Origin of the sequence: Serratia quinivorans, assembly GCF_052113645.1 — a bacterium.
Classification (GTDB): domain Bacteria; phylum Pseudomonadota; class Gammaproteobacteria; order Enterobacterales; family Enterobacteriaceae; genus Serratia; species Serratia quinivorans_B.
Genome location: NZ_JBIEIU010000002.1, coordinates 321,850 through 347,701 on the forward strand (window position 1 = coordinate 321,850; position 25,852 = coordinate 347,701).

Consider the following 25,852-nt stretch of genomic DNA (forward strand, 5'->3'; position numbering starts at 1 on the left):
TTATAAACTCTTGGACATCATTTTCCGATGCGTGTGGATCGACATGATAATGCCGAACCCAGCCATAAGCACAATCAGCGCCGAACCCCCGTAACTGACCAGAGGCAAAGGTACGCCAACTACCGGTAGAATACCACTGACCATACCAATGTTAACAAACACATAAACGAATAAAATCAGCATCAGCCCACCGACCATCACCCGGCCGAAGGTGGTTTGCGCCTTGGCGGCAATCATCAGCCCGCGGATAATCACCAGCAGGTACAGCGCCAGCAGCACCAATACCCCGATCAGCCCCAGTTCCTCGGCCAGCACCGCAAAGATAAAGTCGGTGTGGCGTTCCGGCAGAAATTCCAGCTGTGATTGGGTGCCGTGCAACCAGCCTTTACCGGACAGGCCGCCGGAGCCGATGGCAATTTTTGACTGAATAATATGGTAGCCGGCGCCGAGCGGATCGGTTTCCGGATCGAGCAGCATCATGACGCGATCGCGCTGATAGCCGTGCATCAGGAAGAACCACAGCACCGGGATAAAGGCCGCCAGCAGCACGGCCGCCACGGCGATCAGCTTCCAGCTCATGCCGGACAGGAACAGCACGAACAGACCGGAGGCGGCGATCAGAATCGAGGTGCCCAAATCAGGCTGTGCTGCCACCAGCAGGGTCGGCAGGAAAATCAGCACCAGTGCAATGGCGGTATTCTTCAGCGAAGGCGGGCAGACGTCGCGGTTCATAAAGCGTGCCACCATCAGCGGCACGGCGATTTTGGCGATCTCGGACGGCTGGAAGCGCACAAAGCCGAGATCCAGCCAGCGCTGAGCGCCCTTACTGATCTGGCCGAAAGCATCGACTAAAATCAGCAGTATCACGCAGAAAATATACAGATACGGTGCCCAGCTTTCATAGACCCGCGGCGGGATTTGCGCCATGACTGCCATGACGATCAGCCCCATGACGATCTGGCCGATTTTGCGTTCCATCATGCCAATGTCCTGACCGCTGGCGCTCCACATAACGAAAGCGCTGTAGACCAGCAGGGCCAGAATCAAGAGCAGGAATGTAGGGTCGATATGGATTTTGGTCCAGATCGAAGCTTTCTGTTGGCTTTCAGTCATGTTCTACCTTAATCACCTTCTACACCAGGCGGCAGCGGGGCCGCGTCCGGTAATTGCGTATTGTTGTCGCCCAGCAAGATATGGTCGAGGATCTGACGAGTGATCGTCCCGACCGCCGGACCGGCGCCGCCGTTTTCCAGAATGATGGCAACCGACACCGTCGGATTATCGTAAGGGGCGAAGGCCGTCATCAGTTTGTGGTCACGCAGGTGCTCTGCGAGTTTGTGGGCGTTATAGGTTTCGTAACCGAATACCTGTGCGGTACCCGATTTCGCCGCGGCTTTGTATGGCGTACCTGCAAAGTACTTGCGCGCCGTCCCGTTCGGACGGTTAGCCACGCCATACATGCCGTCTTTGGCAATTTCCCAGAAGCCGGAATGAATATCGCCGATCTGCGTGCTCTCTTCCTGTTGGAAAGGCACCAGCGCACCATTGATTCGGGTGCTCTGCAGCAGGTGTGGCGTTTTGACGTTGCCGTCGTTGATCAAGGTCGTCAGCGCCTTGGCCATCTGAATCGGTGTCGCCGTCCAGTAACCCTGGCCGATCCCGACCGGAATGGTGTCACCCTGATACCAAGGCTTTTTATAGCGCTTGAATTTCCAGTCGCGGGTCGGCATCAGGCCGGAACGCTCTTCGGACAGATCGATACCGGTATATTCGCCGTAACCGAACCTGGTCAGCCAGGTCGACAGGCGATCGATGCCCATGTCGTACGCGACCTGATAGAAGAAGGTATCCGCCGACTCTTCCAGCGCCTTGGTGACGTTCAGGCGGCCGTGGCCCCACTTTTTCCAGTCGCGGAAGCGTTTTTCCGAACCGGGCAATTGCCACCAGCCGGGATCGAAGACGATGGTGTTTTTGGTGATCACCCCGGCGCTGAGCGCTGAGACGGAAATATAGGGCTTCACCGTGGAGGCAGGGGGATAAAGCCCTTGCGTGGCACGGTTGATTAGCGGCCGGTTCGGATCGTTCAGCAGCCCCTGATAATCCTTGTTGGAGATGCCGTCGACGAACAGGTTCGGGTCATAGCTGGGGTTGGATACCATAGCCAGAATGCCGCCGGTGCGCGGATCGCTCACCACCACCGCCGCACGGCTGCCTGCCAGCAACTGCTCGATGTAGCGCTGCAGGTTGAGATCCAGCGTCAGGTATACGTCTTTGCCGGCGGATGGCGGCTGCTCATGCAATTGGCGGATCACCCGGCCGCGGTTGTTGACCTCAACCTCTTCGTAACCGGTTGTGCCATGCAGAGTTTCTTCGTAATAGCGTTCGATGCCCAGCTTGCCGATATCGTGGGTGGCGGCATAGTTGGCCAGCTTGCCGTCTTTATCCAGTCGTTCGACATCGCGGTCGTTAATCTTCGACACATAGCCGATCACATGGGTCAGAGCAGAGCCATAAGGGTAATAGCGACGTTGGTAGCCTTTGACCTCGACGCCGGGGAAGCGGAACTGGTTAACCGCAAAACGCGCCACCTGCACTTCACTCAGGGCGGTTTTCACCGGGATGGAGACAAAACGGCGCGAGCGCTTGCGCTCTTTTTCGAAGTTGGCGATGTCGTCATCGGTCAGAGCGACCACCGAACGCAGCGCCTGCAGCGTGGCCTTCAGGTCATCGACCTTTTCCGGCATCAGCTCCAGTTGGTAAATGGTGCGGTTGAGCGCCAGCGGGGTGCCGTTGCGATCGTAAATAATGCCGCGACTGGGCGCGATCGGCACCAGTTTGATGCGGTTTTCGTTGGAGCGAGTGCGGTAATCCTCAAAGCGGACGATTTGCAGATTATACAGATTGGCGATGAGGGTGCCGGTCAGCACCAGGATGACCAAGAACGCCACCAGGGCGCGGCGTACAAACAGGGCGGATTCAGCCGTATAGTCGCGAAAAGGGTTACGTTCTATTTTCATCCCGCTGCTTTATTTCACTCTGTCACTATTACCACCGGTTATTCCCGGTGGTAAGGATGATTTGTTGTAATGCTCCAGGCGCGATAGAGGCTTTCAGCCACCAGCACGCGCACTAAAGGGTGCGGTAATGTCAACGGTGAGAGCGACCAACTCTGTTCGGCTGCGGCCTTGCAGGCCGGCGCTAACCCTTCCGGGCCGCCAATCAACAGGCTGACGTTGCGGCCGTCCTGTTTCCAGCGTTCGAGTTGTTGCGCCAGTTGCGGTGTTTCCCACGGCGTACCGGGGATATCCAGCGTGACAATGCGATTGCCTTTGCCTACCGCAGCCAGCATCTGCTCGCCTTCCTTTTCCAGAATGCGTTTGATATCGGCATTCTTGCCGCGCTTGCCCGCCGGGATTTCGGTCAGCTCAAACGGCATGTCTTTCGGAAAGCGGTGCAGATAATCCATAAAGCCGGTCTGCACCCAGTCTGGCATTTTAGTGCCGACGGCTACCAGTTGCAGTTTCACCGCTTAGCTCCAGAGTTTTTCCAGTTCGTACAACTGGCGGCTTTCTTCCTGCATCACGTGAACGATCACGTCACCCAGGTCGACGACGACCCAGTCGGAGGCTTCCTGGCCTTTCATGCCGAACAGCTCCATGCCTGCGGTGCGAGCTTCTTGCACCAGGTGGTTGGCGATCGACATCACGTGACGGGTTGAGGTGCCGGTGCAGATGATCATGCAATCGGTGATGCTGGATTTACCCTGTACATCCAGAGCGATAATGTCTTGGGCTTTCAGGTCATCAATTTTATCGATGACGAAATCTTGGAGCGCTTTACCTTGCAAAGGTTCCCCCTCGGGAGTGTTCTGTTCATTCGACTGCGGCGGACAATTTGCCCGTTTTGCGGCCTGAATCAATGATAAGTCGGCAGGATGCCACCGTGCGCCTTCTGGCGACTGCCCGGCCAGCTAAGGATTCCGGGGTTTTCAGCGAATACCTGAAAAATAGCGGCGCAGTATATCACGCGGCTGTTGCTAGCGATATAAACCCTGTAATTCGATATAGCGCTGTACCGAACGCGGCAACAGGTCGTCACAGTTGAGGCCCTGATGGCGGCGCTGGCGGATTTCCGTGGCCGAAATTTCCAGCTGCGGCGTATCGGCCAGGTAAATCAATCCGTGGGGACTTTGGCTGAGCTGGGCGGCATCGGTCACCTGATGTCGCTCCAACCACTGCTGCAGTTCCGGCGTATCCATTCGATCATTGTAGCCAGGGCGCGCCAGCACCAGCAGATGGCAGGTATCCAGCAGCGACTGCCAGCGGTGCCATTTGTGCAGCGTCAGCAGCGAGTCCTGGCCAATAATAAACGCCAGGGGCAAGGCTGCGCCACGTTCTTTACGAATGGCTTCCAGCGTCTCAATGGTATAGGAAGGGGTAGTGCGGTGCAGTTCACGATCGTCAACCGCAAACAGCGGGTTGCCGGCGATCGCCAACTCTACCATTTTCAACCGTTGTTGCGCGTTAGCCTCGGGCTGCGGGCGGTGCGGCGGAACGTGGTTCGGCAGCAGCGTGACCCGGTTCAGGCCAACTTCTGTGGCCAGCGCTTCCACCGGTCGCAGATGACCGTAATGGATCGGGTCAAAGGTGCCGCCAAACAGGGCGTGCAGGACGGGGGTAGCGTGCGGGTTAGTGGGCATCTGAAAAACTCGTGGCCAGAGGTTTGCCGCACAGCAGCATCGACAGGGCTTCCAATTCCGACCAGACCGACTGACCGTAATCCTGCTTAAGGGTGATCTCTATCTGCGCCAGCAGATGCACCGCTTGCCGCAGTTGGGCACCGGATAGCCGTTGTAATGCCTGGGTCACCAGGTTACGGCGGTTTTGCCAAACCTTGTATTGATCGAACAGCGTGCGTAAGGGCACTGATGCCATGCGACGTTGCAGGTTCAGCAACTGCAGCAGTTCCCGTTGCAGGGTACGCAGCAAGATCACCGGCTCGACATCTTCCTGCTGCATCTGCTGCAGAATATGCCAGGCGCGCTTGCTTTTCCCTGCCAGCAGGGCATCCAGCCAGTGGAATGGCGTGAAGTGGGCAGCATCGTTAACCGCCAGCTCAACGCGCGGCAGCGTGAGCTTGCCGTCCGGATGCAGCAACGACAATCTCTCCAGCGCCTGCGACAGCGCCAACAGATTGCCTTCGTAGCAGTAACACAGCAGTTGATTGGCCGCGTCGTCCAGTTCCAGCTTCAGGGTTTTGGCGCGCTGTGCGACCCAGCGGGGGAGCTGCGCCTGTTCCGGCGTCTGGCAACTGACGTAAGCGCCATGCGGGCTGAGAGCCTTGAACCAGGCGCTGTTTTCCTGCGCTTTGGTCAGGCGTGGCCCACGCAACATCAACAAAATGTCGTCATGCAGCAGCGCGGCCAGTTTGATCAGCTGTTCGCCGATCGGGGCGGTTGGCCCGTTTTCCGGGAAGATCAGCAGCAGTGTCTGACGGCTGGCGAACAGGCTCATGGCCTGGCAGATGCTGAAGATGGCATCCCAGTCGGTATGGGCATCAAGCGAAATGCTGTAGTGCTCGGTGAACTGTTGCTGTTGTGCAGTTTGGCGGATCAGATCCTGGCTTTCCTGCAGCAGCAGCGGCTCATTGCCACTCAATAAATAACAAGCGCGCAGCCCCTCTCGGAGCTGCGCGGCAAGTTGTTCAGGGTAAATACGAATCATTGATCTACGCGACTGGCCGCTTTTTCACCGGCGGCAGCGGCTTTCTGCTGGGTTTCTTCTTCCGCCGCGTGCACCGTCAGCAGTTTACGCACCAGTTGTTGGGCGGCCTGCTCACGCATTTCCTGGCGAATGATGTCCTGTTCGGAATCTTTTGCCAGTGCGGTCAGCGGGTTATCGAAGAACGAACGGAAAACTTTCACGTTCAGCGGATACAGATCGTGACCCGGGATCAGCACCTGTGCCTGCACTGTCAGCACCAACTGGTACTCAGCGGTTTTACCGTCCTGGAAGATAGAGGCGGTATCCTGGCTTTCGGTGGCGCCAACGATGCGCAGGGAAGGGAGATCCTTACGCTTTGCATCTTTGACGATGGTCACGTCGCTCAGACGTAACTGTTCACGCACGGCGCGGGTCAGCGGACCATAAGGATCCGAGCTGTCCAGCAGCAGCGTCTTCATTTCAGAAGGGACCTGCGTGGTACCACGCAGGTGAAAACCGCAGCCGGCGGTGACCAGCACCGCCAACCCCAGCAACAACGTCAGAATACGATGTCGCACAACTCCTCCTTGTGTTAACCCACAACCAGGTTAAGCAATTTGCCCGGAACATAGATCACTTTACGAACCGTGACCCCGTCCAGATATTTAGCGACCAGATGTTCCTCAGCGGCGCGCGCACGCACCTGTTCTTCGGTTGCATCGGCAGCCACAGTGATTTTAGCGCGAACTTTGCCGTTGACCTGCACCACCACCAGTTTGGAATCTTCGACCATCGCCTGCTCGTCGGCTTGCGGCCAGGCGGCGGTATCCACATCGCCTTCACCGCCCAGAGCCTGCCACAGTGAGAAGCACACGTGTGGAGTGAACGGATACAGCATGCGGACGACTGCCAACAGCGCTTCCTGCAGCAGGGCGCGGTCTTGCTCGCTTTCTTGCGGTGCGCGGGCCAGTTTGTTCATCAACTCCATCACGGCGGCAATCGCGGTGTTGAAGGTCTGACGGCGGCCGATATCGTCGGTCACTTTGGCAATGGTTTTGTGCAGATCGCGGCGCAGCGCTTTCTGGTCTTCAGTCAGCGTCGCGACGTTCAGCGGCTGTACGGCCCCTTTTTCCAGATGTTCGTAGGCCAGTTTCCAAACGCGTTTCAGGAAGCGGTTTGCCCCTTCCACACCGGATTCCTGCCATTCCAGCGTCATTTCTGCCGGGGAAGCGAACATCATGAACAGACGCACGGTATCTGCACCGTATTTCTCAACCATCACCTGTGGATCGATGCCGTTGTTCTTCGACTTCGACATTTTGCTCATGCCAGCATAGACCAGTTCACGACCTTGTGGATCGGTGGCTTTAATAATGCGGCCTTTGTCATCACGTTCAACGTTGGCGTCGACCGGGGAAACCCAGACGCGTTCGCCGCTGTTGCCGGTGTAATAGAAGGCGTCTGCCAGCACCATGCCCTGACACAGCAGGCGTTTTGCCGGCTCGTCGGAATCGACCAGGCCTGCGTCACGCAGCAGCTTGTGGAAGAAGCGGAAATACATCAGGTGCATGATGGCGTGTTCGATACCGCCGACATACTGATCGACCGGCAGCCAGTAGTTGGCAGCGGCCGGATCCAGCATGCCCTGGTCGTACTGCGGGCAGGTATAGCGCGCGTAGTACCAGGAAGACTCCATAAAGGTGTCGAAGGTGTCGGTTTCGCGCAGCGCCGGCTGGCCGTTAACGGTGGTTTTTGCCCACTCAGGGTCAGCTTTGATCGGGCTGGTAATGCCGTCCATCACCACGTCTTCTGGCAGGATCACCGGCAGTTGATCTTCCGGAGTCGGCATCACGGTGCCGTCTTCCAGCGTGACCATTGGGATTGGTGCCCCCCAATAACGCTGACGGGAAACGCCCCAGTCGCGCAGACGGTAGTTAACCTTGCGCTGGCCTACGCCTTTGGCGACCAGTTTGTCGGCAATGGCGTTGAAACCGTCTTGGTGGTCCAGACCGTCAAACTCACCGGAGTTGAACAGCGTGCCTTTCTCGGTCATCGCTTCGGCCTGAACATCCGGTTGGCTGCCGTCGAGCGTCAGAACCACCGGCTTGATCGGCAAACCGTATTTGGTCGCGAATTCCCAGTCACGCTGGTCGTGAGCTGGAACCGCCATCACCGCACCCGTGCCGTATTCCATCAGCACGAAGTTGGCGACCCAAATTGGCACAGGCTCGCCGGACAGCGGATGGATGGCGAACAGGCCGGTCGGCATGCCCTTTTTCTCCATCGTCGCCATTTCGGCTTCGGCCACTTTGGTGTTGCGGCACTCCTCGATAAATTCAGCCAGCGCCGGGTTGTTCACCGCGCCTTGCTGCGCCAATGGGTGACCCGCGGCAACGGCCACGTAGGTCGCGCCCATAAAGGTGTCCGGACGGGTGGTGTAAACCGTCAGCTTTTCGTCGCTGTCCGCCACGTCAAAGGTGATATCCACCCCTTCGGAACGGCCAATCCAGTTGCGCTGCATGGTTTTCACCTGCTCTGGCCAGCTTTCGAGCGTGTCCAGATCGTTGAGCAACTGATCGGCGTAGTCGGTGATTTTGATAAACCACTGTGGGATCTCTTTACGCTCAACCTTGGTGTCGCAGCGCCAGCAGCAACCGTCGATCACCTGTTCGTTGGCCAGAACGGTCAGATCGTGCGGACACCAGTTCACCGCAGAGGTCTTCTTGTAGACCAGGCCTTTTTCGTACAGCTTGGTGAAGAACCACTGTTCCCAGCGGTAGTAGTCCGGATCGCAGGTGGCGATCTCGCGATCCCAGTCATAGCCGAAGCCCAGCAATTTCAGCTGGTTCTTCATGTATTCGATATTGTCGTAGGTCCACGGGGCCGGTGCGGTGTTGTTTTTCACCGCAGCGCCTTCCGCCGGCAGGCCGAACGCATCCCAGCCGATCGGCTGTAGTACGTTTTTACCTAGCATGCGCTGGTAGCGCGAGATCACGTCGCCGATAGTGTAGTTACGAACGTGCCCCATGTGCAGACGGCCAGATGGGTACGGCAGCATGGATAGGCAGTAATACTTTTCCTTGCTCGCATCTTCGGTAACCTTGAAGGTTTGCTTCTCTTCCCAGTGAAGCTGTACGTTCGATTCTATGTCTTCTGGACGGTATTGCTCTTGCATGGCGGCTGGTGGTCCTGTAGGTGTAAAACAGCTACATCCGTAGCATTCTGTTGAGTACTTATAGATCCGCATAGCATAGCTGATAAGACCTCCCGGCAACAACACCAAGCGCCTGACTCGACGTATTTAAAAAATACCGGCCATGATATGACTCACATCTTGAGGAACCCATGTCTTGCCAAGTGACATCAGCAATTTACGGCTAAAATGATAAGAGATAGTTTATACCCGTCATCTTTCAAGCTGCAGCGTTGTTACCTGCACTAGCTCACCCCAGTTACTTACTTGAGTAAGCGCCTGGGGATGAGCGAGCTGGGCGCCTAGCTGCAACTCGAAAGCTATAGGGTATGGGAGGCAAACCCAATCACGTAAGTTCCTCGAGGAGAGATTATGAACAAGGTTGCTCAGTACTATCGCGAATTGGTGGCATCTCTGACCGAACGCTTGAAAAATGGCGAGCGTGATATCGACTCACTGGTCGCGAGCGCGGAAAAACGGTTGAACGAAGCGGGCGAGCTGACGCGCGATGAAGTGGAGCAGGTGACCCTGGCGGTGCGGCGCGATCTGGAAGAGTTCGCTCGCAGTTACCAGGAAAGCCGGGACGAGTTTACCGACAGTGTTTTCATGCGGGTCATCAAGGAGAGCCTGTGGCAGGAGCTGGCGGATATTACGGACAAAACCCAGTTGGAATGGCGTGAAGTGTTCAAGGACGTCAGTCACCATGGCGTTTACCACAGCGGCGAGGTCGTCGGGCTGGGCAATCTGGTGTGCGAGCAATGCCACCATCATATGGCGTTTTACACGCCGGAAGTGTTGCCGGTGTGCCCGAAATGCGGCCATGACCAGTTCCAGCGTCGGCCTTTCGAACCTTAACTGTCCCGCGCCCTGTCCTCTCTGCCAGAAAAGGTCAGGGCAGGGGCGCTGTCGTTATCCGAACAGTTTTTTCATCAAGTTGCTGAGAAAGCCGCCGTTGGCCGGGGCCGTTGTCACTTCAGACGGGCCGGCGGGGGCGGTGGACAGCGTCGCAGGTACTTTCTGCGCCACGGCGATGCGACTTTCCTGCGCGGTTTTTTCCGCCGCTTCCGGCCCATAAGCAAAGCCCTCCGCCAGCACGAACTCGACGTCGGTAATGCCGATAAACCCCAAGAACAGCTTCAGGTAAGGCGTGATCAGATCGGTTGGCGTATCGGCGTGGATACCGCCGCGGCTGGAAATCACTATCGCTTTCTTGCCGGTAACCAGGCCTTCAGAACCTTCGGAGGTGTAACGGAAGGTTTGGCCGGCACGCGCCACCAGGTCGAAATAGATTTTCAACTGCGTCGGAATGTTGAAGTTGTACATTGGCGCGCTGATGATAATGGTGTCGTGCGATTTCAGCTCGGCAATCAGCTCATCGGAAAGTGCCAGCGTCGCTTGCTGATGCGGCGTTAAAGGTTTGTCACCGGCGCTAAACCCGCCAATCACTTCGCCATCCAGCTCAGGCAGAGTCGGGTTGGCCAAATCGCGAACCGTAAAGCTGTCGCTTGGGTGCGCTTCACGCCACTGTTGAACAAAAAAATCGACTAATTTTCCAGACTGGGAGTAATCACCCAGGATACTTGATTTCAGGACCAGTATACGACTCATTGGGCTATCTCCAGGCTTGGTCTAAGGTGTCAGCGATGCTGTGCGTTTAACAGCATCTTAGAGGCAAGCCTGGGCCAGTGATAGCGTAAAAATTCGCTGAGTTAAATCAAAAATATTGAACGTTAGGCGGGTTCCTCGGATCAGTAACGCGCTACACGTTCGGCCAGCAGATCGATAAAGCCTTCACGATCAATACCGGTCAGCACTTCTACGTTGGCCGGTTTGCCGTTCTGGCCGAAGATATCCACGACGGTCATACCGAGGGTGTATTCCCCTTGGGTTTCCACGCCGACCCAGCGTTCGATGCTGCTAAACAGCTGTGGCGCCAACAGCCAGGCGATGGTGCAAGGATCGTGCATCGCCGCGCCCGGCAGCCCGCGCGGATGGCTGAGGTACAGCGGCAGGTAAAAATCGAGCATTTCGGCCACCGCCTGCGCCACCGGGTTGTTTATCCGGCGAATGCGTTCGATATCCTGTGGCAGCACCAGCGCCTGGTGGGTCACGTTCAGCCCGGCCATGGTCAGCGGCACGCCGGATTTCAGCACCATTTCGGCGGCTTCGGGATCGACGAAGATGTTGAACTCCGCCACCGGGGTGGTGTTGCCGGCATTCATGCCTCCCCCCATAAATACGATGCGTTCAATGTTACCTTTCAGCTCAGGGTGTTGGGCCAACAGCAGGGCGATATTGGTCATGGGGCCGGTGACCACCAACGTGATCGGCTCCGGACTGCTGCGTAGCAGGCTGGCGATCAGTTCCACGGCGGTTTGCGCCACCGGCTCAATGGTCGGTGTTGGCAGATGGGTATTGCCCATGCCGGTTTTGCCGTGAACGTAATCGGCAATCACCAGTTCTCGCATTAACGGCGCGGCGGCACCGGCAGCGACGGGAATGTCTTCACGTTTCATCAACGTCAGCAAGCCGAGCGCATTATGCAGGGTTTTCTCCGGCGTCTGGTTGCCGGCGGAGGTGGTGATGGCTTTAACTTCCAGCTCTGGTGAACTCAGCGCCATGGCAAGGGCAATGGCATCGTCCAGGCCAGGATCGCAATCGATAATGATAGGGTGGGGCATGTTTATCTCCTCATTTTTACCCGTCGTCTTTCAAGCCGCAGCGTTGTTAACTGCACTCGCTCACCCCAGTTACTTACTAAAGTAAGCGCCTGGGGATGAGCGAGCTGGTCGCCTAGCTGCAACTTGAAAGCCATAGGGTAGAGTTATGAGGTGAGCATCGGATCAAAATCGGGGAGAAACAAGCGCTTTTAGTGCCGGGAGAGGGAATGAAACTGCGCCCCGGGTGGGGCGCAGGGGACTCATTAGTGCAGGATTTTTGCCAGGAAGTCTTTGGCGCGCTCAGACTCAGGGTTGTTGAAGAAATCGTCTTTATTGCGGTCTTCGACGATTTTGCCTTCATCCATAAAGATCACCCGGTTCGCCACCTTGCGGGCAAAGCCCATCTCGTGGGTCACCACCATCATGGTCATGCCTTCGTTCGCCAGTTCGACCATGACGTCCAGTACTTCGTTGATCATTTCCGGATCGAGAGCGGAAGTGGGTTCATCGAACAGCATGGCGATAGGATCCATGCACAGTGCTCGGGCGATAGCCACACGTTGCTGCTGGCCGCCGGAAAGCTGGCCGGGGAACTTGTTGGCATGGGCGGTCAGGCCGACGCGCTCCAGCAACTTCAGGCCTTTCTCGCGAGAGGCGTCTTTATCGCGCTTAAGCACTTTCACCTGCGCCAGCGTCAGGTTATCGATGATCGACAGATGCGGGAACAGTTCAAAGTGTTGGAACACCATGCCGACCTTGGAACGCAGCTGCGCCAGATTGGTTTTCTTGTCGTTGACCGGGGTGCCGTTCACCAGGATATTGCCCTGCTGGATCGGCTCCAGACCGTTGACGGTTTTGATCAGGGTGGACTTGCCCGAGCCTGAAGGACCGCAGACCACCACCACCTCACCTTTTTTGACTTCGGTGGTGCAATCGGTCAGAACCTGAAAGTGACCGTACCACTTAGAAACATTTTTCAGGGATATCATCAAACAGTCCTTTTCTTCAAATAGCTTACCAGCGCCGAGGCGGCGAGACTGATAACAAAGTAGACAAAGCCGGCAAACAGGATCATTTCGACCTGGGTGCCGTCGCGCTCGCCGATGGTTGAGGCGGTACGGAAGAAGTCAGCCAGGCTCAGTACGTACACCAGGGAGGTATCCTGGAACAGTACAATGCCCTGGGTCAGCAGCAGCGGAACCATGGCGCGGAACGCCTGCGGCAGGATCACCAGCTTCATTGACTGCCACTGGGTCATACCCAGCGCCAGTGCGGCGGAGGACTGGCCGCGTGAGATGCTGATGATACCGGCGCGGATAATTTCCGAGTAATAGGCCGCTTCAAACAGGGAAAAGGCTACCATAGCCGAGATCAGGCGAATATCGGTTTTCGGCGACAGGCCTAGAACCTGTTGTAATAAGCTTGGAACCACCAGATAGAACCACAGCAGCACCATCACCAGTGGCACCGAGCGGAACAGGTTGACGTACAGGGCGGCGAACCAGCTGATTGGCTTGATTGGCGACAAACGCATCACCGCCAAAAGGGTTCCCCAGAGGATACCGAAGACGATGGCGGTCACGGTGATCTTCAGCGTGATTAACAGACCCTGCAGCAGATAAGGGAAGCTTGGGACAATCGATGCCCAGTCAAATTCGTACATTATTTACTCCCCATATTGCCGGGCAACTGCACTTTTCTCTCTACCAGCCGCATAAACAGCATGATCACGGCGTTGATGGCGATATAGGCCAGCGTAATCGCGGTAAAGGATTCATAGGCATGCGCAGAGTAGTCCAGCAGTTTGCCGGCCTGGGCAGCCATGTCGACCAGCCCGATAGTGGAAGCGATGGCGGAGTTTTTTACCAGGTTGAGCATTTCCGAGGTCATCGGCGGCACAATCACCCGGTAGGCGTTCGGCAACAGCACGTAGCGATAGGTTTGCGGCAGCGTCAGCCCCATCGCCAGCCCGGCAGCTCTTTGACCGCGCGGCAGTGACTGAATGGCGGCACGAACCTGCTCGCACACGCGGGCGGCGGTAAACAGCCCAAGGCACAGCATCGAGGAAACAAAGAACTGCACGTTAGGATCGAGTTCGGTTTTGAACCACATGCCGATATTCGCCGGCAGCAGTTCCGGGATCACCAGATACCAGGTAAAGAATTGCACAATCAGCGGCACGTTACGGAACAGTTCGACGTAGCAGGTGCCGAGGGTGGAAAGAAAGCGGTTGGGTACGGTACGCAAAATACCGAATAGCGAACCGACAAAGAAAGCGATAATCCATGCACAGACGGAGAGGGCGACCGTGACCTGAAAGCCGGACCAAATCCAGCCGAGGTAGGTCGTATTCCCAAACGGGGCCTGCTGCAGGAAGATACCCCAGTTCCAATCTATTGACATAACAAACTCCGTTAAGCGGGCGCAGAGCGCCTAAAGATTGATGACTATTCAACGCCGAGGGCGCCGCAGCCAGTCGGGCTGACTTATGTGTGCGGGCAGGTGCACCAGGGGGAAAATACGGGAGGGGAACGGCCTCCCGTATTCCTGTCTGTCCCAGTCATCATCAGGGCTGGTTTGGCCTGGTGGCCGCCCCAGCTCTTGTTCTATTAGTTCAGTGCTTTATCGTTAGGTTCTTTGAACAGTTGCTTCATGTCATCAGACAGTTCGAAGTTCATGTTGAGGTTCTTCGGTGGGATAGGCTGTTTGAACCACTTATCAAACCATTTTGTCGCCTCACCTGAAGTTTGAGCCTGAGCGATGGTGTCATCGACCAGTTTCTTGAACTCAGCATCGTCTTTGCGCAGCATACAACCGTAGGCTTCTTTCGACTGCGGCGTGCCCAGGATTTCCCATTGGTCCGGCTTCTTCGCTTTCGCGCGTTCACCCGCCAGCAGGGCGTCATCCATCATAAAGGCCACTGCGCGACCGCTTTCCAGGGTGCGGAATGAGTCGCCATGGTCTTTGGCGCTGATGATGCGCATGTTCATCTTGCCGGTGTCGTTCAATTTATTCAGCAGCACTTCCGACGTAGTGCCTGAAGTGACCACGACCGGTTTACCGGCCAGATCCTTGAAGTCTTTGACGTCAGAGCCTTTCTTCACCAGCAGGCGGGTACCGACCACGAAAATGGTGTCGGAGAAGGCGGCCTGTTTCTGGCGCTCGAGGTTGTTGGTGGTCGAGCCGCATTCGAAGTCGAAGGTGCCGTTTTGCAGCAGGGGAATACGGTTCTGTGAGGTGATCGGCAACATTTTGACCTGCAGATCCGGCGCGTTCAGTTTTTTCTTAACTGCTTCAACGATTTGGTTGGAGTAGTCCTGGGAGTAGCCCACAACTTTTTGCTGGTTGTCGTAGTAGGAGAACGGCACTGACGATTCGCGGTGGCCGACAACGATCACGCCGTTGTCTTTGATTTTCTTCAGCGTCCCGGTCAGTTCTTCCGCATGGGCTACGTTACCTGCGATACCGATCAGCAGTAACGATAACGCCAATTTACGCATTTGCATGGTCCAACTCCTTTGCTGTTGTGGTGGCTCAAATTCAAAGAGCATCAGATTCTAAATGGAGATTTATTGCTCAAGTATAAAGATAGTCTTAGAACACATAACCGTTAGAAAATAGCCGATTGTGAATGGATTGAAACTAAAATGTTTCTTTTTTTGAGACGCCACGCGCACCAAATTAATGCAACAAAACCCCAGAGCACCTTTATGGTGCCGGTCATGCTCTTGAGTTGTGCGCAGGTGCGACAAAACGTCAGTAAAAGTAAATCGGCTTTCTATAACAGGGTAATTAAAGCAAGGAGTGTGCCAGAAGCATTGATTTGGCGATGATTTATGCCAGCCGAGCGGGATATTGTGATTTGAAATGCCGGGGGGAGGAAAGCGGGGCGCTGACGGGCAGCGCCCCGGAGATTACTTACGACGCAGGCCGAGGACCAGCGCCAGGCCGCCGAGTAGCAAAGTGATGATCCACAAGGGGATGGCACCAAAACGGGCATACGGCGTTATGCCGGTGGTTGGCGTGATTTTCACTTCCAGCACCTTGCGGGTGAACTGAGGGATCTCGGCTATCACCTCACCGTTGGCATCCACCGCGGCGGTGACGCCGTTGTTGGTGCTGCGCAACAGCGGGCGACCCAGCTCCAGCGCACGCATGCGCGCCATCTGGAAGTGCTGCCACGGGCCGATGGAGTGGCCGAACCAGGCATCATTGGAGATGGTTAACAGGAAGTTGGTATCCGGGCGGAAGTTATCGCGCACCTGTTGGCCGAGCACAATCTCATAACAGATCGCCGCCGTCAGGTTATACCCCTTCACGCTGAGCTGTGGCTGGACGTAATCGCCGCGGCTGAACGAGGACATCGGCAAGTCGAAGAAGGGGGCCAGCGGGCGCAGCAGTGTTTCCAGCGGCACAAACTCGCCAAACGGCACCAGATGGTGCTTGTTGTAGCGGTCTTTGGCCGGATAGACGTACGGCGTCGGCTCACCCAACACGATGGCGCTGTTGTAGATTTGCTGGCCTTGCGGCGTGGCGCGCACGTCAACGATGCCGGTGATCAGGCTGCTGTTTTTGGCGCGCATCAGGTCATCCATCATGGTCAGGAAACCGTTCTGGCTGGCTTCATAATCCGGGATGGCGGACTCCGGCCAGATGATGATCGGTGCCTTGCCCATATAAGGACGGGTTTCGTCCAGATAGGTTTGCAGCGTACTGACCAGCGCTTTCGGATCCCACTTCATCGACTGGGCGATATTGCCCTGCACCATCGCGACGTTGACCGCCTTGTCCGGTTGCGGAGTAAACCAGTGTAACTGGCGCAGCGGCCACGGCAGCAACAGCAGTGCGACCGCAACCACCGCCGGCGTGATGCGGCGTTGATTGATGGCGTACACCAGCAGCCCGGCGATCGCCATCAGCATAAAGGTGATGGTATCCACCCCGAGCAGCGGCGCCACGCCTTTCAGCGGGCCATTAAGCTGGCTGTAGCCGAATTGCAACCAAGGGAAACCGGTCAGCACCCAGCCGCGTAAAAACTCGGTGACCTGCCACAGTGCGGGCGCGGCAATGGCCAAACGATACCAGCTGGTGGTTGGCCACAGGCGCGCCAGGACTCCGGCGAACAGCCCGGTATACAGCGACAGGTAAGCGGCCAGCAACACCACCAGGAAGATATTGACCGAGAACGGCATGCCGCCGAAGTCGGCAATGCTGACGTAAACCCAGTTGATCCCCGTGCCGAACAGACCGAACCCCCAGCAAAAGCCCAACTGGGCAGACTGTTTGGTGGAGCGGTTCAGGGTCACGGCCAACAGGCCGAACAGGGAGACAAGGGCCGCCGGCCAGATATCGTAAGGGGAAAACGCCAGCGTGCCGCTGGCGCCGGTCAACAGCGCCAGTAGGGCGCGAACCCACTGGCGTTCAAGGAAAGAGGCTTTAGCCATGTTTGATTTATTCTTCCAGTTTCGGTTGCGGAGAATCGTCCGGAATTTTTACATGAACCTGGATGATACGTCGACTGTCGGCCATCGCAACTTTAAATAGGTAACCTTCGATTTCAATGGTTTCCCCGCGTGCAGGCAGGTGACCGAAGGCTTGCATCACCAGGCCGCCGATGGTGTCGACTTCGTCGTCGCTGAAGTGGGTGCCGAAGGCTTCATTGAAGTCTTCAATCGGGGCCAGCGCACGCACGGTATACATATGGCGGCTGAGCTGACGAATATCCAGATCGTCTTCGTCGTCATATTCGTCTTCGATTTCGCCGACAATCAGTTCCAGAATGTCTTCGATGGTGACCAGGCCGGACACACCGCCGAACTCGTCAATGACAATCGCCATGTGATAACGCTGGGAGCGGAACTCCTTCAGCATCCGGTCTACTCGCTTGCTTTCAGGCACCACCACGGCGGTGCGCAGCACCTTGTCGATGCTGAAATCCTCGGATTCCGCGCGCATAAACGGCAGCAGATCCTTGGCCATCAGAATGCCTTCGATGTGATCTTTATCTTCGCTGATCACCGGGAAGCGCGAGTGGGCGGATTCAATGATCACGTCCAGGCACTCTTCCAGTGTTTGGTTACGCTTGAGCGTCACCATCTGGGAGCGCGGGATCATGATATCGCGCACGCGCTGCTCGGCGATATCCATCACGCCTTCCAGCATGTCTCGGGTATCGGGATCGATCAGGTCGTTTTGCTCGGAATCACGGATCAGCTCTACCAGATCGCCACGGTTTTTGGGTTCGCCGTGGAACAGCTGGTTAAGGATAAGAGTAAAGAACCCCTTCTTGGGACTGGGGCTGTCATTGCTTTGTGAATGGTCGTCGCTCATGGCGTTTTAGTTAATATCACTCATGTCAGAGTTAGGGGAGTCAGCGGCAGCCCCATACGGGGGCTGCGGGGAAATCAGCTGACGTCAGAGGGGGTCTTTTTCCGCCAGGTACGGGTCCGGATAACCCAGGCCGTGCATGATTTCGGTTTCCAAAGACTCCATTTCTTCGGCTTCATCGTCTTCGATGTGGTCATACCCTAGCAGATGAAGGCTGCCGTGGACAACCATATGCGCCCAGTGGGCCTCCAGCGCCTTCTCTTGCTCGACCGCTTCCTGTTCAACTACCTGACGGCAGATGATCAAATCGCCCAGCAGCGGCAGTTCGATACCCGGGGGGGCTTCGAACGGGAAGGACAGTACGTTGGTCGGTTTGTCCTTGCCGCGATAGGTCAGGTTCAACTCGTTACTTTCCGCTTCATCTACCAGGCGAATGGTGACCTCGGCCTCTTCCTGAAACTGCGGCAGCACGCCTTCCAGCCAGCGCTGGAAGGTGGCTTCATCCGGCAGGCCGTTGCTGTCTGCACAGGCAATCTGCAGATCCAAAATCACCTGACTCATGGTGTCTCCTGCTCGGAGGCGATGTTCGCCTCACGTTTACGTTGTTCGGCAATCGCATCTTTGCGTTTTTGTTCGGCGGCTTCCCAGGCTTCATAGGCGATGACCACGCGGGCCACCACCGGATGGCGTACCACGTCTTCGCTATGGAAGAAGTTGAAGCTCAGCTCTTCGACGTCCGACAGCACTTCCACCGCATGGCGCAGACCGGATTTTTGGTTGCGCGGCAGATCTATCTGCGTCACGTCGCCGGTAATCACGGCCTTGGAATTGAAGCCGATGCGCGTCAGGAACATCTTCATCTGTTCGATGGTGGTGTTCTGGCTTTCGTCGAGGATGATAAACGCGTCGTTCAACGTACGGCCGCGCATATAGGCCAGCGGCGCGACTTCAATCACGTTGCGTTCGATCAGTTTCTCTACGCGCTCGAAGCCCAGCATTTCGAACAGGGCGTCATACAGCGGACGCAGGTAAGGATCGACCTTCTGGCTCAGATCCCCCGGCAGGAAGCCCAGCTTTTCGCCGGCCTCGACCGCAGGACGGGTCAGCAGAATGCGGCGGATCTCCTGGCGTTCCAGCGCGTCCACCGCGGCGGCGACTGCCAGGTAGGTTTTGCCGGTACCGGCCGGGCCGATGCCGAAGGTAATGTCATGGTCGAGAATATTGGCGATGTATTGCGCCTGATTCGGCGTACGCGGTTTCACCATGCCGCGTTTGGTTTTGATGGTCACCGCCTTGCCGTAATCCGGCACGCTGTCGGCAACCTGCTCCAGTACCCGGCTTTCTTTGATGGCCAGATGGATCTGTTCCGGGTCGATATCCGGGATCACGCCGCGAATCGGCGCGGTGTCCACATACAGATGACGCAAGATATCGGCGGCGGCAACCACGCACGGGTTCTTGCCGACCAGCTTGAAACGGTTGTCACGGCGGTTGATCTCAATGCCCAACCGGCGTTCGAGTTGTTTGATATTGTCATCAAACGGGCCGCACAGGCTGAGCAATCGCTTATTGTCTGCCGGCTCTAACAAAATTTCTTGTGTTGCGACGTTCAAACTATTCCTCAAGGCTCATATCGGGCCTGGTTGGTTTTCGGTACGCGCATTCAGGGCCAAGCCTGAACTCTCTACCTTGAATTATTCATGGTGCGCCGCACTGGCGCAAGTTTACCCATGATCTATCTGTGCGTCGGCGGCGAAATTCAAGGGCCGAAGGAGGAAAAACGCGGCCAAAACAGCCGCGTAATACTTTGGGGATGAAGGGCTGGAGATCAGTTCTTTTTCACGAATTCGGATTTCAGCTTCATCGGGCCAAAGCCATCGATTTTGCAGTCGATGTTGTGGTCGCCTTCCACCAGGCGGATGTTTTTCACCTTGGTGCCAATTTTCAGCATGGAAGAGCTGCCTTTGACCTTAAGGTCTTTCACGACGGTCACGGCGTCGCCGTCGGCCAGCAGGTTGCCATTGGCGTCTTTGACAATCAGCACATCGCTGTCGTCTGCCGGCGCGCTGTCGCTCCACTCGTGGGCGCACTCAGGGCAGATAAACAGGTTATTGTCCTGATAGGTGTATTCGGAGTTGCACTTCGGGCAGTGTGGGAGTTGCATGTTATGTCGCCTCTTAATCAAAAAAATAAAAAAAAAAGAAAATGGCCGGGCATGGAGACCCGGCTGATAAGTCATAAGGATAATCGCTGACGTGGCGTCGGGCGCCACGGCTTACAGCACTGCGGAGAGGGCGTCAGGGCTGATAAATGCCGACGCCCAGCGCGTTCTCTTTTCGGGTTCGGGCGATGACTGACTGCGGGGATTCATGCACGCGCAGGTCCATCTGCTGTTCGGTACGCACCACTGCGCCACGCAGCGTGTTGGTCAAAACCTCGGTGATTTCCACATCAACGAACTGGCCGATCATATCCGGCGTGCCTTCAAAGTTCACCACGCGGTTGCAGGCCGTGCGGCCCGCTAGCTCCATCACGCTTTTGCGCGAGGTGCCTTCTACCAGAATGCGTTGCACGGTCCCGAGCATCCGGCGGCTGAACTGCAGCACTTGCTGGTTGATGCGATCCTGCAGGATATACAGACGCTGTTTCTTTTCGTCTTCGCTGACGTCATCGACCATATCGGCCGCCGGTGTGCCCGGGCGGGACGAGTAGATAAAGCTGAAGCTGGTGTCGAAGTTAATCTCGGCAATCAGGTTCATGGTCTGCTCGAAGTCGGCCTGGGTTTCGCCCGGGAAGCCGATAATAAAATCGGAGCTGAGCTGGATGTCCGGCCGTGCCTTGCGCAGCTTGCGGATGATCGCTTTGTATTCCAGCGCGGTATGCGCGCGCTTCATCATGGTCAGTATACGGTCTGAACCGCTCTGTACCGGCAGATGCAGGAAGCTCACCAGCTCCGGAGTATCTTCATAAACCGCGATGATATCGTCGGTGAATTCAATCGGATGGCTGGTGGTGAAACGGATGCGGTCGATACCGTCGATGGCCGCCACCAGGCGCAGCAGTTCGGCAAACGAGCAGATGCCACCGTCGTAAGTCGCGCCGCGGTAGGCGTTGACGTTCTGGCCGAGCAGATTGACTTCCCGCACGCCCTGCGCCGCCAATTGGGCGACTTCGAACAGCACATCATCGCTTGGACGGCTGACTTCCTCACCGCGGGTATAAGGCACCACGCAGAAGGTGCAGTACTTGTTGCAGCCTTCCATGATGGAGACAAAGGCGGTCGGGCCTTCGGCGCGCGGTTCCGGCAGACGGTCGAATTTTTCGATCTCCGGGAAACTGATGTCGACGATCGGGCTGCGGGTGCCCTGCACGTGGTTGAGCATTTCCGGCAGGCGGTGCAGGGTCTGCGGCCCAAACACGACGTCGACGCAAGGCGCACGACTGCAAATGTGTTCGCCTTCCTGCGAAGCCACGCAACCGCCCACGCCGATGATCAGCGCCGGGTTCTTTTCTTTCAGCAGTTTCCAGCGCCCTAACATGGCGAAAACTTTTTCCTGCGCTTTCTCGCGGATCGAGCAGGTATTCAGCAGCAGCACGTCCGCTTCTTCAGCGTTGTCGGTCCATTGGTAACCGTGTGTGCTTCCCAGTAAGTCCGCCATTTTTGATGAATCGTATTCATTCATCTGGCAGCCCCAGGTTTTGATATGTAGTTTTTTGGTCATTGACTTGCCATTACTCAGTGCGGACGAAAGTTGCGATACGCGACATGCAGGGCGCTTATTGTAAACATTTGCCGCCGTTGTGACCAGCGCGGGGAAAACGGCATGCGACCTGAAGCCAAATTAAAAATCCGTTACACTGATGCCAAACGCCATGCCGGTGGGAATGGCGATAATTTACTAAGAAAACATAGCCAATATGAACATATCTCAAAAACGGTATGACGCCGTGGTGGTAGGGGGCGGGATGGTCGGCGCGGCCGCCGCATTGGGGCTGGCACAGGCCGGTTGGTCGGTGGCACTGCTGGAACATCAGGCGCCGCAGGCGTTCGATGCGCAAAGCCCGCCGGATCTGCGCATTTCCGCGATTGGCTGCACCTCGGTGGGGCTGCTCAAGCAACTTGGTGCCTGGCCGGCAGTGCAAGCGATGCGCTCGGCACCTTATCGCCGATTGGAAACCTGGGAGTGGGCCTCTTCACGGGTGGCGTTTGACGCCACTTCGCTCGGCCTGCCGGAACTGGGTTTCATGGTGGAAAACCGTCTCCTGCAGCTGGCGCTGTGGCAGCAACTGGAGCAGTGCGACAATCTGACGCTCTGCTGCCCCGCCAGGCTGCGTTCGCTGCAACGAGCCGAAGACCATTGGCAAGTGACGCTGGACTCCTCAGAGACGCTGCAGGCGCGTCTGGTGGTAGGCGCCGATGGTGCGAACTCGCAGGTGCGTAATCTGGCGGCTATCGGCACCAGTGGCTGGCAGTATCGCCAGTCCTGCATGTTGATCACCGTCGATACCGGTGCGCCGCAGCAAGATACGACCTGGCAGCAGTTTTTCCCTTCCGGCCCCCGAGCTTTCCTGCCGCTGTATGATCAATGGGCTTCGCTGGTGTGGTACGACAGCCCGCAACGCATCCGTCAGTTACAAGCGATGCCGCCGGCGCAGCTTGAGAAGGAAATCGCCGAAGCCTTCCCTGCGCGTCTGGGGGAAGTGAAAGTCCATGCGGCCGGATCTTTCCCGCTGGCACGCCGCCATGCGCAACGTTATGTGTTGCCGGGACTGGTGTTGCTCGGTGACGCGGCACATACCATCAATCCGCTGGCCGGGCAGGGGGTTAATCTGGGCTATCGCGATGTGGAAGCCTTGCAGGCGGTAGTGTGCGATGCACGAGAACTGGGCGAAGACTGGAGCAGCGAAGCGGTGTTGATGCGTTATCAGCGTCGTCGTCGTACCGATAACCTGCTGATGCAAAGCGGCATGGATCTGTTTTATACCGCTTTCAGCAATAATTTGTCGCCGCTTTGCGTGGCGCGCAATATTGCATTGATGGCGGCCCAGCGGGCAGGCAAGTTGAAGGAGCATGCGTTGAAATACGCACTGGGGCTGTAGTCGAGGCCGTATCTGCCAAAGGGGCGCTGCATGTTGCGCCCGAATCAGCTCGATTTTGCCGAATTCTGAATAGCAAAAAGCCCGCCGAAGCGGGCTTTTCTAAATGTGGCTGGGGTGCCAGGATTCGAACCTGGGTATGCTGGTATCAGAAACCAGAGCCTTACCGCTTGGCGACACCCCAATGGTGTAACAGTAAAATATGGTGGCTACGACGGGATTTGAACCTGTGACCCCATCATTATGAGTGATGTGCTCTAACCAGCTGAGCTACGTAGCCATTTTTCGATATTTTACCTTTAAAGTCAACGATGTTGGTATGGCTGGGGTACCTGGATTCGAACCAGGGAATGCTGGTATCAAAAACCAGTGCCTTACCGCTTGGCGATACCCCATCAACATATTTAACTTTTTTTTGCAGCATCAAACCATTTAAAAAATGGCTGGGGTACCTGGATTCGAACCAGGGTATGCTGGTATCAAAAACCAGTGCCTTACCGCTTGGCGATACCCCATCAGATGCCTGCAACTACGATGAAAAGAAATGGTGCGGGAGGCGAGACTTGAACTCGCACACCTTGCGGCGCTAGAACCTAAATCTAGTGCGTCTACCAATTTCGCCACTCCCGCAAAAAAGATGGTGGCTACGACGGGATTTGAACCTGTGACCCCATCATTATGAGTGATGTGCTCTAACCAGCTGAGCTACGTAGCCATCTTTTTTCGCGCAACCTTCATCGGCGTTGCGGGGCGCATTATGCGTATATGGCCGTTTTGCGTCAACAAGTTTTTTCCCGAAAAAGCGACCGAATGTGTTGTTTGTCTGGGTTGTGAACAGTATGGCGATAAAAGCATCAATTCGGGCAATTAATGGTTGAAAACATCAACAAAAAGGCGGGCCCGAAGGCCCGCCCAGGGAATAAAACGTCGGACGATTATTTGTAGGCTGACTGGTGAACGCCTACTGCACGACCAGAAGGATCGTCCATCTTTTTGAATGACTCGTCCCATTCGATGGCTTTGGCTGAAGAGCAGGCCACTGACGGGCCGCCAGGCACACATTCGGCCGCGCTTGGCAGTGGGAACAGCTCTTCAAAGATTTCGCGATACAGGTAGCCTTCTTTGGAGCTTGGCGTGTTGTACGGGAAACGGAAACGTGCGGTTTCAAGCTGTTGATCGCTGATCTGCTTGGCAGCGACTTCTTTCAGCGTGTCGATCCAGCTGTAGCCCACGCCGTCGGAGAACTGCTCTTTCTGGCGCCAGGCCACGCTGGCCGGCAGATAGGATTCAAAACATTCACGCAGGATATGTTTTTCCATTTTGCCATTGCCGCACATTTTGTCTTTCGGGTTGAGGCGCATCGCCACGTCGAGGAATTTTTTATCCAGGAAGGGCACGCGGGCTTCTACGCCCCAGGCGGACATTGCCTTGTTGGCTCGCGCGCAGTCAAACATATGCAGCGCTAACAGTTTACGCACGGTTTCGTCATGGAACTCGCGGGCATCCGGTGCCTTGTGGAAGTACAGGTAGCCACCGAACACTTCGTCCGCACCCTCGCCAGACAGCACCATCTTGATGCCCATCGCCTTAATCTTGCGCGACATCAGGTACATTGGGGTGGAGGCGCGAATGGTGGTGACGTCATAGGTTTCGATGTGATAAATCACGTCGCGAATGGCGTCCAGACCTTCCTGCACGGTGAAGTGGATTTCATGGTGCACGGTACCCAGATGGTTAGCCACTTCCTGCGCGGCGCGCAGATCCGGTGAACCTTCCAGACCGACGGCAAAGGAGTGCAACTGCGGCCACCAGGCTTCGCTGCGTTCTTGATCTTCTACACGGCGTGCCGCGTATTTCTTGGTAATGGCCGAGATCACTGAAGAGTCCAGGCCGCCAGACAGCAGCACGCCGTAAGGCACGTCGGACATCAAATGGCTTTTCACCGAGTCTTCCAGCGCGTTGCGCAGGGCATTGGCGTCGGTCACGTTGTCTTTAACGTTGTCGTAATCGAACCAGTCACGCTGGTAGTATTCGCGGATCTCACCGTCCTGGCTCCACAGGTAGCTGCCTGCCGGGAATTCTTTGATCGTGCGGCAAACCGGTACCAGCGCTTTCATTTCAGACGCGACATACAGGTTGCCGAATTCGTCGTGACCCATGTACAGCGGGATAATACCCAGATGGTCGCGGCCAATCAGGTAAGCATCTTTCTCTGAATCGTACAGCGCGAAGGCGAACATGCCTTGCAGCTCGTCGAGGAAGTCAGGGCCTTTCTCCTGGTACAGCGCCAGGATCACTTCACAGTCGGAACCGGTCTGGAATGCGTAGCGATCGCTGAATTGCTGACGCAGCGCCTGATGGTTGTAGATCTCGCCGTTAACGGCCAGAACGTGGGTGTGCGCAGCGTTGTACAGCGGTTGGGCGCCATTGTTGACGTCGACAATCGACAGGCGCTCATGCACCAGAATGGCTTTATCGCTGGCGTAAACACCGGACCAATCCGGGCCGCGGTGGCGCATCAGACGGGACAGCTCCAGCGCTTTCTTACGCAGTTCAACGGGATCGGACTTCAGATCGAGCACACCGAAAATAGAACACATATACCGACTCTCCTAACGACTTTTTTAGACTGTGATGTTGTATTTGCTGTTATAGGCAACATGGGCGCGTCATCAGCGATGACGCGGTTTTGCTGCGTTGTGTTTATGAAAATGCGTCAAAACCGGCAGGGGATGCAAGCGTTTTAGCGCTGCGCTGAAAAATAGTTGTTTGGGGGTGGCTGAAAATTAGCGGATATTCAGTTAATGGCTTTTGAAATTGACGAATGTGCAATTTTTAAGTGAATAGATGAGTTGCCGGAGAATTTTACCGGC

At 56.3% G+C, this 25,852-nt stretch carries 23 protein-coding genes and 6 tRNA genes; 2 read left to right on the forward strand and 27 right to left on the reverse strand.

Annotated elements, in window-relative coordinates:
* From mrdB to leuS, 8 genes are all read right to left on the reverse strand, one after another.
* Complete coding sequence (gene mrdB, locus ACGS9J_RS06915; protein WP_044548856.1) at nucleotides 1-1,113, reverse strand: peptidoglycan glycosyltransferase MrdB; 1,113 nt, start codon at nucleotides 1,111-1,113, stop codon at nucleotides 1-3.
* Nucleotides 1,114-1,121: 8 nt separating this feature from the next.
* On the reverse strand, nucleotides 1,122-3,017 hold the full coding sequence (gene mrdA, locus ACGS9J_RS06920) for a peptidoglycan DD-transpeptidase MrdA (protein WP_442230248.1): 1,896 nt from the start codon (nucleotides 3,015-3,017) through the stop codon (nucleotides 1,122-1,124).
* 38 nt (nucleotides 3,018-3,055) lie between these two features.
* Nucleotides 3,056-3,526, reverse strand: coding sequence for a 23S rRNA (pseudouridine(1915)-N(3))-methyltransferase RlmH (gene rlmH / locus ACGS9J_RS06925; protein ID WP_004949595.1), 471 nt, complete (start codon nucleotides 3,524-3,526; stop codon nucleotides 3,056-3,058).
* A 3-nt stretch (nucleotides 3,527-3,529) separates the two neighbouring features.
* Nucleotides 3,530-3,847 carry a ribosome silencing factor gene (gene rsfS, locus ACGS9J_RS06930; protein WP_442230249.1) on the reverse strand — a complete coding sequence of 106 codons (318 nt, stop codon included), beginning with the start codon at nucleotides 3,845-3,847 and terminating at the stop codon, nucleotides 3,530-3,532.
* A gap of 189 nt (nucleotides 3,848-4,036) precedes the next feature.
* Nucleotides 4,037-4,699, reverse strand: coding sequence for a nicotinate-nucleotide adenylyltransferase (gene nadD, locus ACGS9J_RS06935; RefSeq protein ID WP_442230250.1), 663 nt, complete (start codon nucleotides 4,697-4,699; stop codon nucleotides 4,037-4,039).
* On the reverse strand, nucleotides 4,689-5,723 hold the full coding sequence (gene holA / locus ACGS9J_RS06940) for a DNA polymerase III subunit delta (RefSeq protein ID WP_442230251.1): 1,035 nt from the start codon (nucleotides 5,721-5,723) through the stop codon (nucleotides 4,689-4,691). The genes nadD and holA overlap by 11 nt, the downstream gene beginning before the upstream one ends.
* Nucleotides 5,720-6,280 (reverse strand): LPS assembly lipoprotein LptE, encoded by a 561-nt coding sequence (lptE, locus tag ACGS9J_RS06945; RefSeq protein WP_442230252.1) that lies wholly within the window; start codon nucleotides 6,278-6,280, stop codon nucleotides 5,720-5,722. Before lptE ends, holA begins: the two co-directional genes overlap by 4 nt.
* A 14-nt stretch (nucleotides 6,281-6,294) precedes the next feature.
* On the reverse strand, nucleotides 6,295-8,877 hold the full coding sequence (gene leuS / locus ACGS9J_RS06950) for a leucine--tRNA ligase (protein WP_442230253.1): 2,583 nt from the start codon (nucleotides 8,875-8,877) through the stop codon (nucleotides 6,295-6,297).
* A 390-nt stretch (nucleotides 8,878-9,267) separates the two neighbouring features.
* Here leuS and ACGS9J_RS06955 point away from each other — a divergent pair, with 390 nt between their 5' ends.
* Nucleotides 9,268-9,750, forward strand: coding sequence for a zinc ribbon-containing protein (locus tag ACGS9J_RS06955; RefSeq protein ID WP_442230254.1), 483 nt, complete (start codon nucleotides 9,268-9,270; stop codon nucleotides 9,748-9,750).
* A 54-nt stretch (nucleotides 9,751-9,804) separates the two neighbouring features.
* On the opposite strand, the gene ACGS9J_RS06960 is transcribed toward ACGS9J_RS06955, so the two are convergent.
* The 12 genes from ACGS9J_RS06960 to miaB form a co-directional block, all read right to left on the reverse strand.
* Nucleotides 9,805-10,503, reverse strand: coding sequence for an FMN-dependent NADH-azoreductase (locus tag ACGS9J_RS06960; RefSeq protein ID WP_442230255.1), 699 nt, complete (start codon nucleotides 10,501-10,503; stop codon nucleotides 9,805-9,807).
* A 140-nt stretch (nucleotides 10,504-10,643) separates the two neighbouring features.
* Nucleotides 10,644-11,576, reverse strand: coding sequence for a pyrimidine-specific ribonucleoside hydrolase RihA (gene rihA, locus ACGS9J_RS06965; RefSeq protein WP_442230256.1), 933 nt, complete (start codon nucleotides 11,574-11,576; stop codon nucleotides 10,644-10,646).
* 242 nt (nucleotides 11,577-11,818) lie between these two features.
* The gene (locus ACGS9J_RS06970) at nucleotides 11,819-12,544 is read right to left on the reverse strand and encodes an amino acid ABC transporter ATP-binding protein (protein WP_020825626.1); all 726 of its coding nucleotides are present in this window, start codon (nucleotides 12,542-12,544) and stop codon (nucleotides 11,819-11,821) included.
* Nucleotides 12,544-13,218: a glutamate/aspartate ABC transporter permease GltK gene (gene gltK / locus ACGS9J_RS06975; RefSeq protein WP_442230257.1), complete on the reverse strand. Its 675-nt coding sequence runs from the start codon at nucleotides 13,216-13,218 to the stop codon at nucleotides 12,544-12,546. Before gltK ends, ACGS9J_RS06970 begins: the two co-directional genes overlap by 1 nt.
* Nucleotides 13,218-13,958 carry an amino acid ABC transporter permease gene (locus ACGS9J_RS06980; protein ID WP_135315504.1) on the reverse strand — a complete coding sequence of 247 codons (741 nt, stop codon included), beginning with the start codon at nucleotides 13,956-13,958 and terminating at the stop codon, nucleotides 13,218-13,220. Before ACGS9J_RS06980 ends, gltK begins: the two co-directional genes overlap by 1 nt.
* Nucleotides 13,959-14,164: 206 nt before the next feature.
* Entirely contained in the window at nucleotides 14,165-15,061 is an 897-nt protein-coding gene (locus tag ACGS9J_RS06985) for an amino acid ABC transporter substrate-binding protein (protein ID WP_442230258.1), read from the reverse strand.
* Between the two features lie 408 nt (nucleotides 15,062-15,469).
* Nucleotides 15,470-16,999 carry an apolipoprotein N-acyltransferase gene (gene lnt / locus ACGS9J_RS06990; RefSeq protein WP_442230259.1) on the reverse strand — a complete coding sequence of 510 codons (1,530 nt, stop codon included), beginning with the start codon at nucleotides 16,997-16,999 and terminating at the stop codon, nucleotides 15,470-15,472.
* Between the two features lie 7 nt (nucleotides 17,000-17,006).
* Complete coding sequence (gene corC / locus ACGS9J_RS06995; protein ID WP_442230260.1) at nucleotides 17,007-17,885, reverse strand: CNNM family magnesium/cobalt transport protein CorC; 879 nt, start codon at nucleotides 17,883-17,885, stop codon at nucleotides 17,007-17,009.
* Between the two features lie 84 nt (nucleotides 17,886-17,969).
* Nucleotides 17,970-18,443 (reverse strand): rRNA maturation RNase YbeY, encoded by a 474-nt coding sequence (gene ybeY, locus ACGS9J_RS07000; protein ID WP_020825630.1) that lies wholly within the window; start codon nucleotides 18,441-18,443, stop codon nucleotides 17,970-17,972.
* Nucleotides 18,440-19,495, reverse strand: coding sequence for a PhoH family protein (locus ACGS9J_RS07005; protein WP_442230261.1), 1,056 nt, complete (start codon nucleotides 19,493-19,495; stop codon nucleotides 18,440-18,442). Before ACGS9J_RS07005 ends, ybeY begins: the two co-directional genes overlap by 4 nt.
* A gap of 215 nt (nucleotides 19,496-19,710) precedes the next feature.
* Nucleotides 19,711-20,046 (reverse strand): zinc ribbon domain-containing protein YjdM, encoded by a 336-nt coding sequence (locus ACGS9J_RS07010; protein ID WP_442230262.1) that lies wholly within the window; start codon nucleotides 20,044-20,046, stop codon nucleotides 19,711-19,713.
* A 133-nt stretch (nucleotides 20,047-20,179) separates the two neighbouring features.
* Nucleotides 20,180-21,604, reverse strand: coding sequence for a tRNA (N6-isopentenyl adenosine(37)-C2)-methylthiotransferase MiaB (miaB, locus tag ACGS9J_RS07015; protein ID WP_442230263.1), 1,425 nt, complete (start codon nucleotides 21,602-21,604; stop codon nucleotides 20,180-20,182).
* Nucleotides 21,605-21,800: 196 nt separating this feature from the next.
* Between miaB and ubiF the strand changes: the two genes are divergently transcribed.
* Nucleotides 21,801-22,982, forward strand: a complete 1,182-nt coding sequence (ubiF, locus tag ACGS9J_RS07020; protein WP_442230264.1) for a 3-demethoxyubiquinol 3-hydroxylase — start codon at nucleotides 21,801-21,803, stop codon at nucleotides 22,980-22,982.
* A gap of 106 nt (nucleotides 22,983-23,088) precedes the next feature.
* On the opposite strand, the gene ACGS9J_RS07025 is transcribed toward ubiF, so the two are convergent.
* From ACGS9J_RS07025 to asnB, 7 genes are all read right to left on the reverse strand, one after another.
* Nucleotides 23,089-23,163, reverse strand: a tRNA-Gln gene (locus tag ACGS9J_RS07025).
* 19 nt (nucleotides 23,164-23,182) lie between these two features.
* Nucleotides 23,183-23,259: transfer RNA gene (locus tag ACGS9J_RS07030), tRNA-Met, on the reverse strand.
* Between the two features lie 40 nt (nucleotides 23,260-23,299).
* Nucleotides 23,300-23,374, reverse strand: a tRNA-Gln gene (locus ACGS9J_RS07035).
* A 45-nt stretch (nucleotides 23,375-23,419) separates the two neighbouring features.
* Nucleotides 23,420-23,494: transfer RNA gene (locus ACGS9J_RS07040), tRNA-Gln, on the reverse strand.
* Between the two features lie 30 nt (nucleotides 23,495-23,524).
* Nucleotides 23,525-23,609, reverse strand: a tRNA-Leu gene (locus ACGS9J_RS07045).
* A gap of 8 nt (nucleotides 23,610-23,617) precedes the next feature.
* Nucleotides 23,618-23,694, reverse strand: a tRNA-Met gene (locus ACGS9J_RS07050).
* 220 nt (nucleotides 23,695-23,914) lie between these two features.
* A complete protein-coding gene (asnB, locus tag ACGS9J_RS07055) occupies nucleotides 23,915-25,579 on the reverse strand; it encodes an asparagine synthase B (RefSeq protein WP_442230265.1) in 1,665 nt (554 codons plus the stop codon).
* Nucleotides 25,580-25,852: the final 273 nt, after the last annotated feature.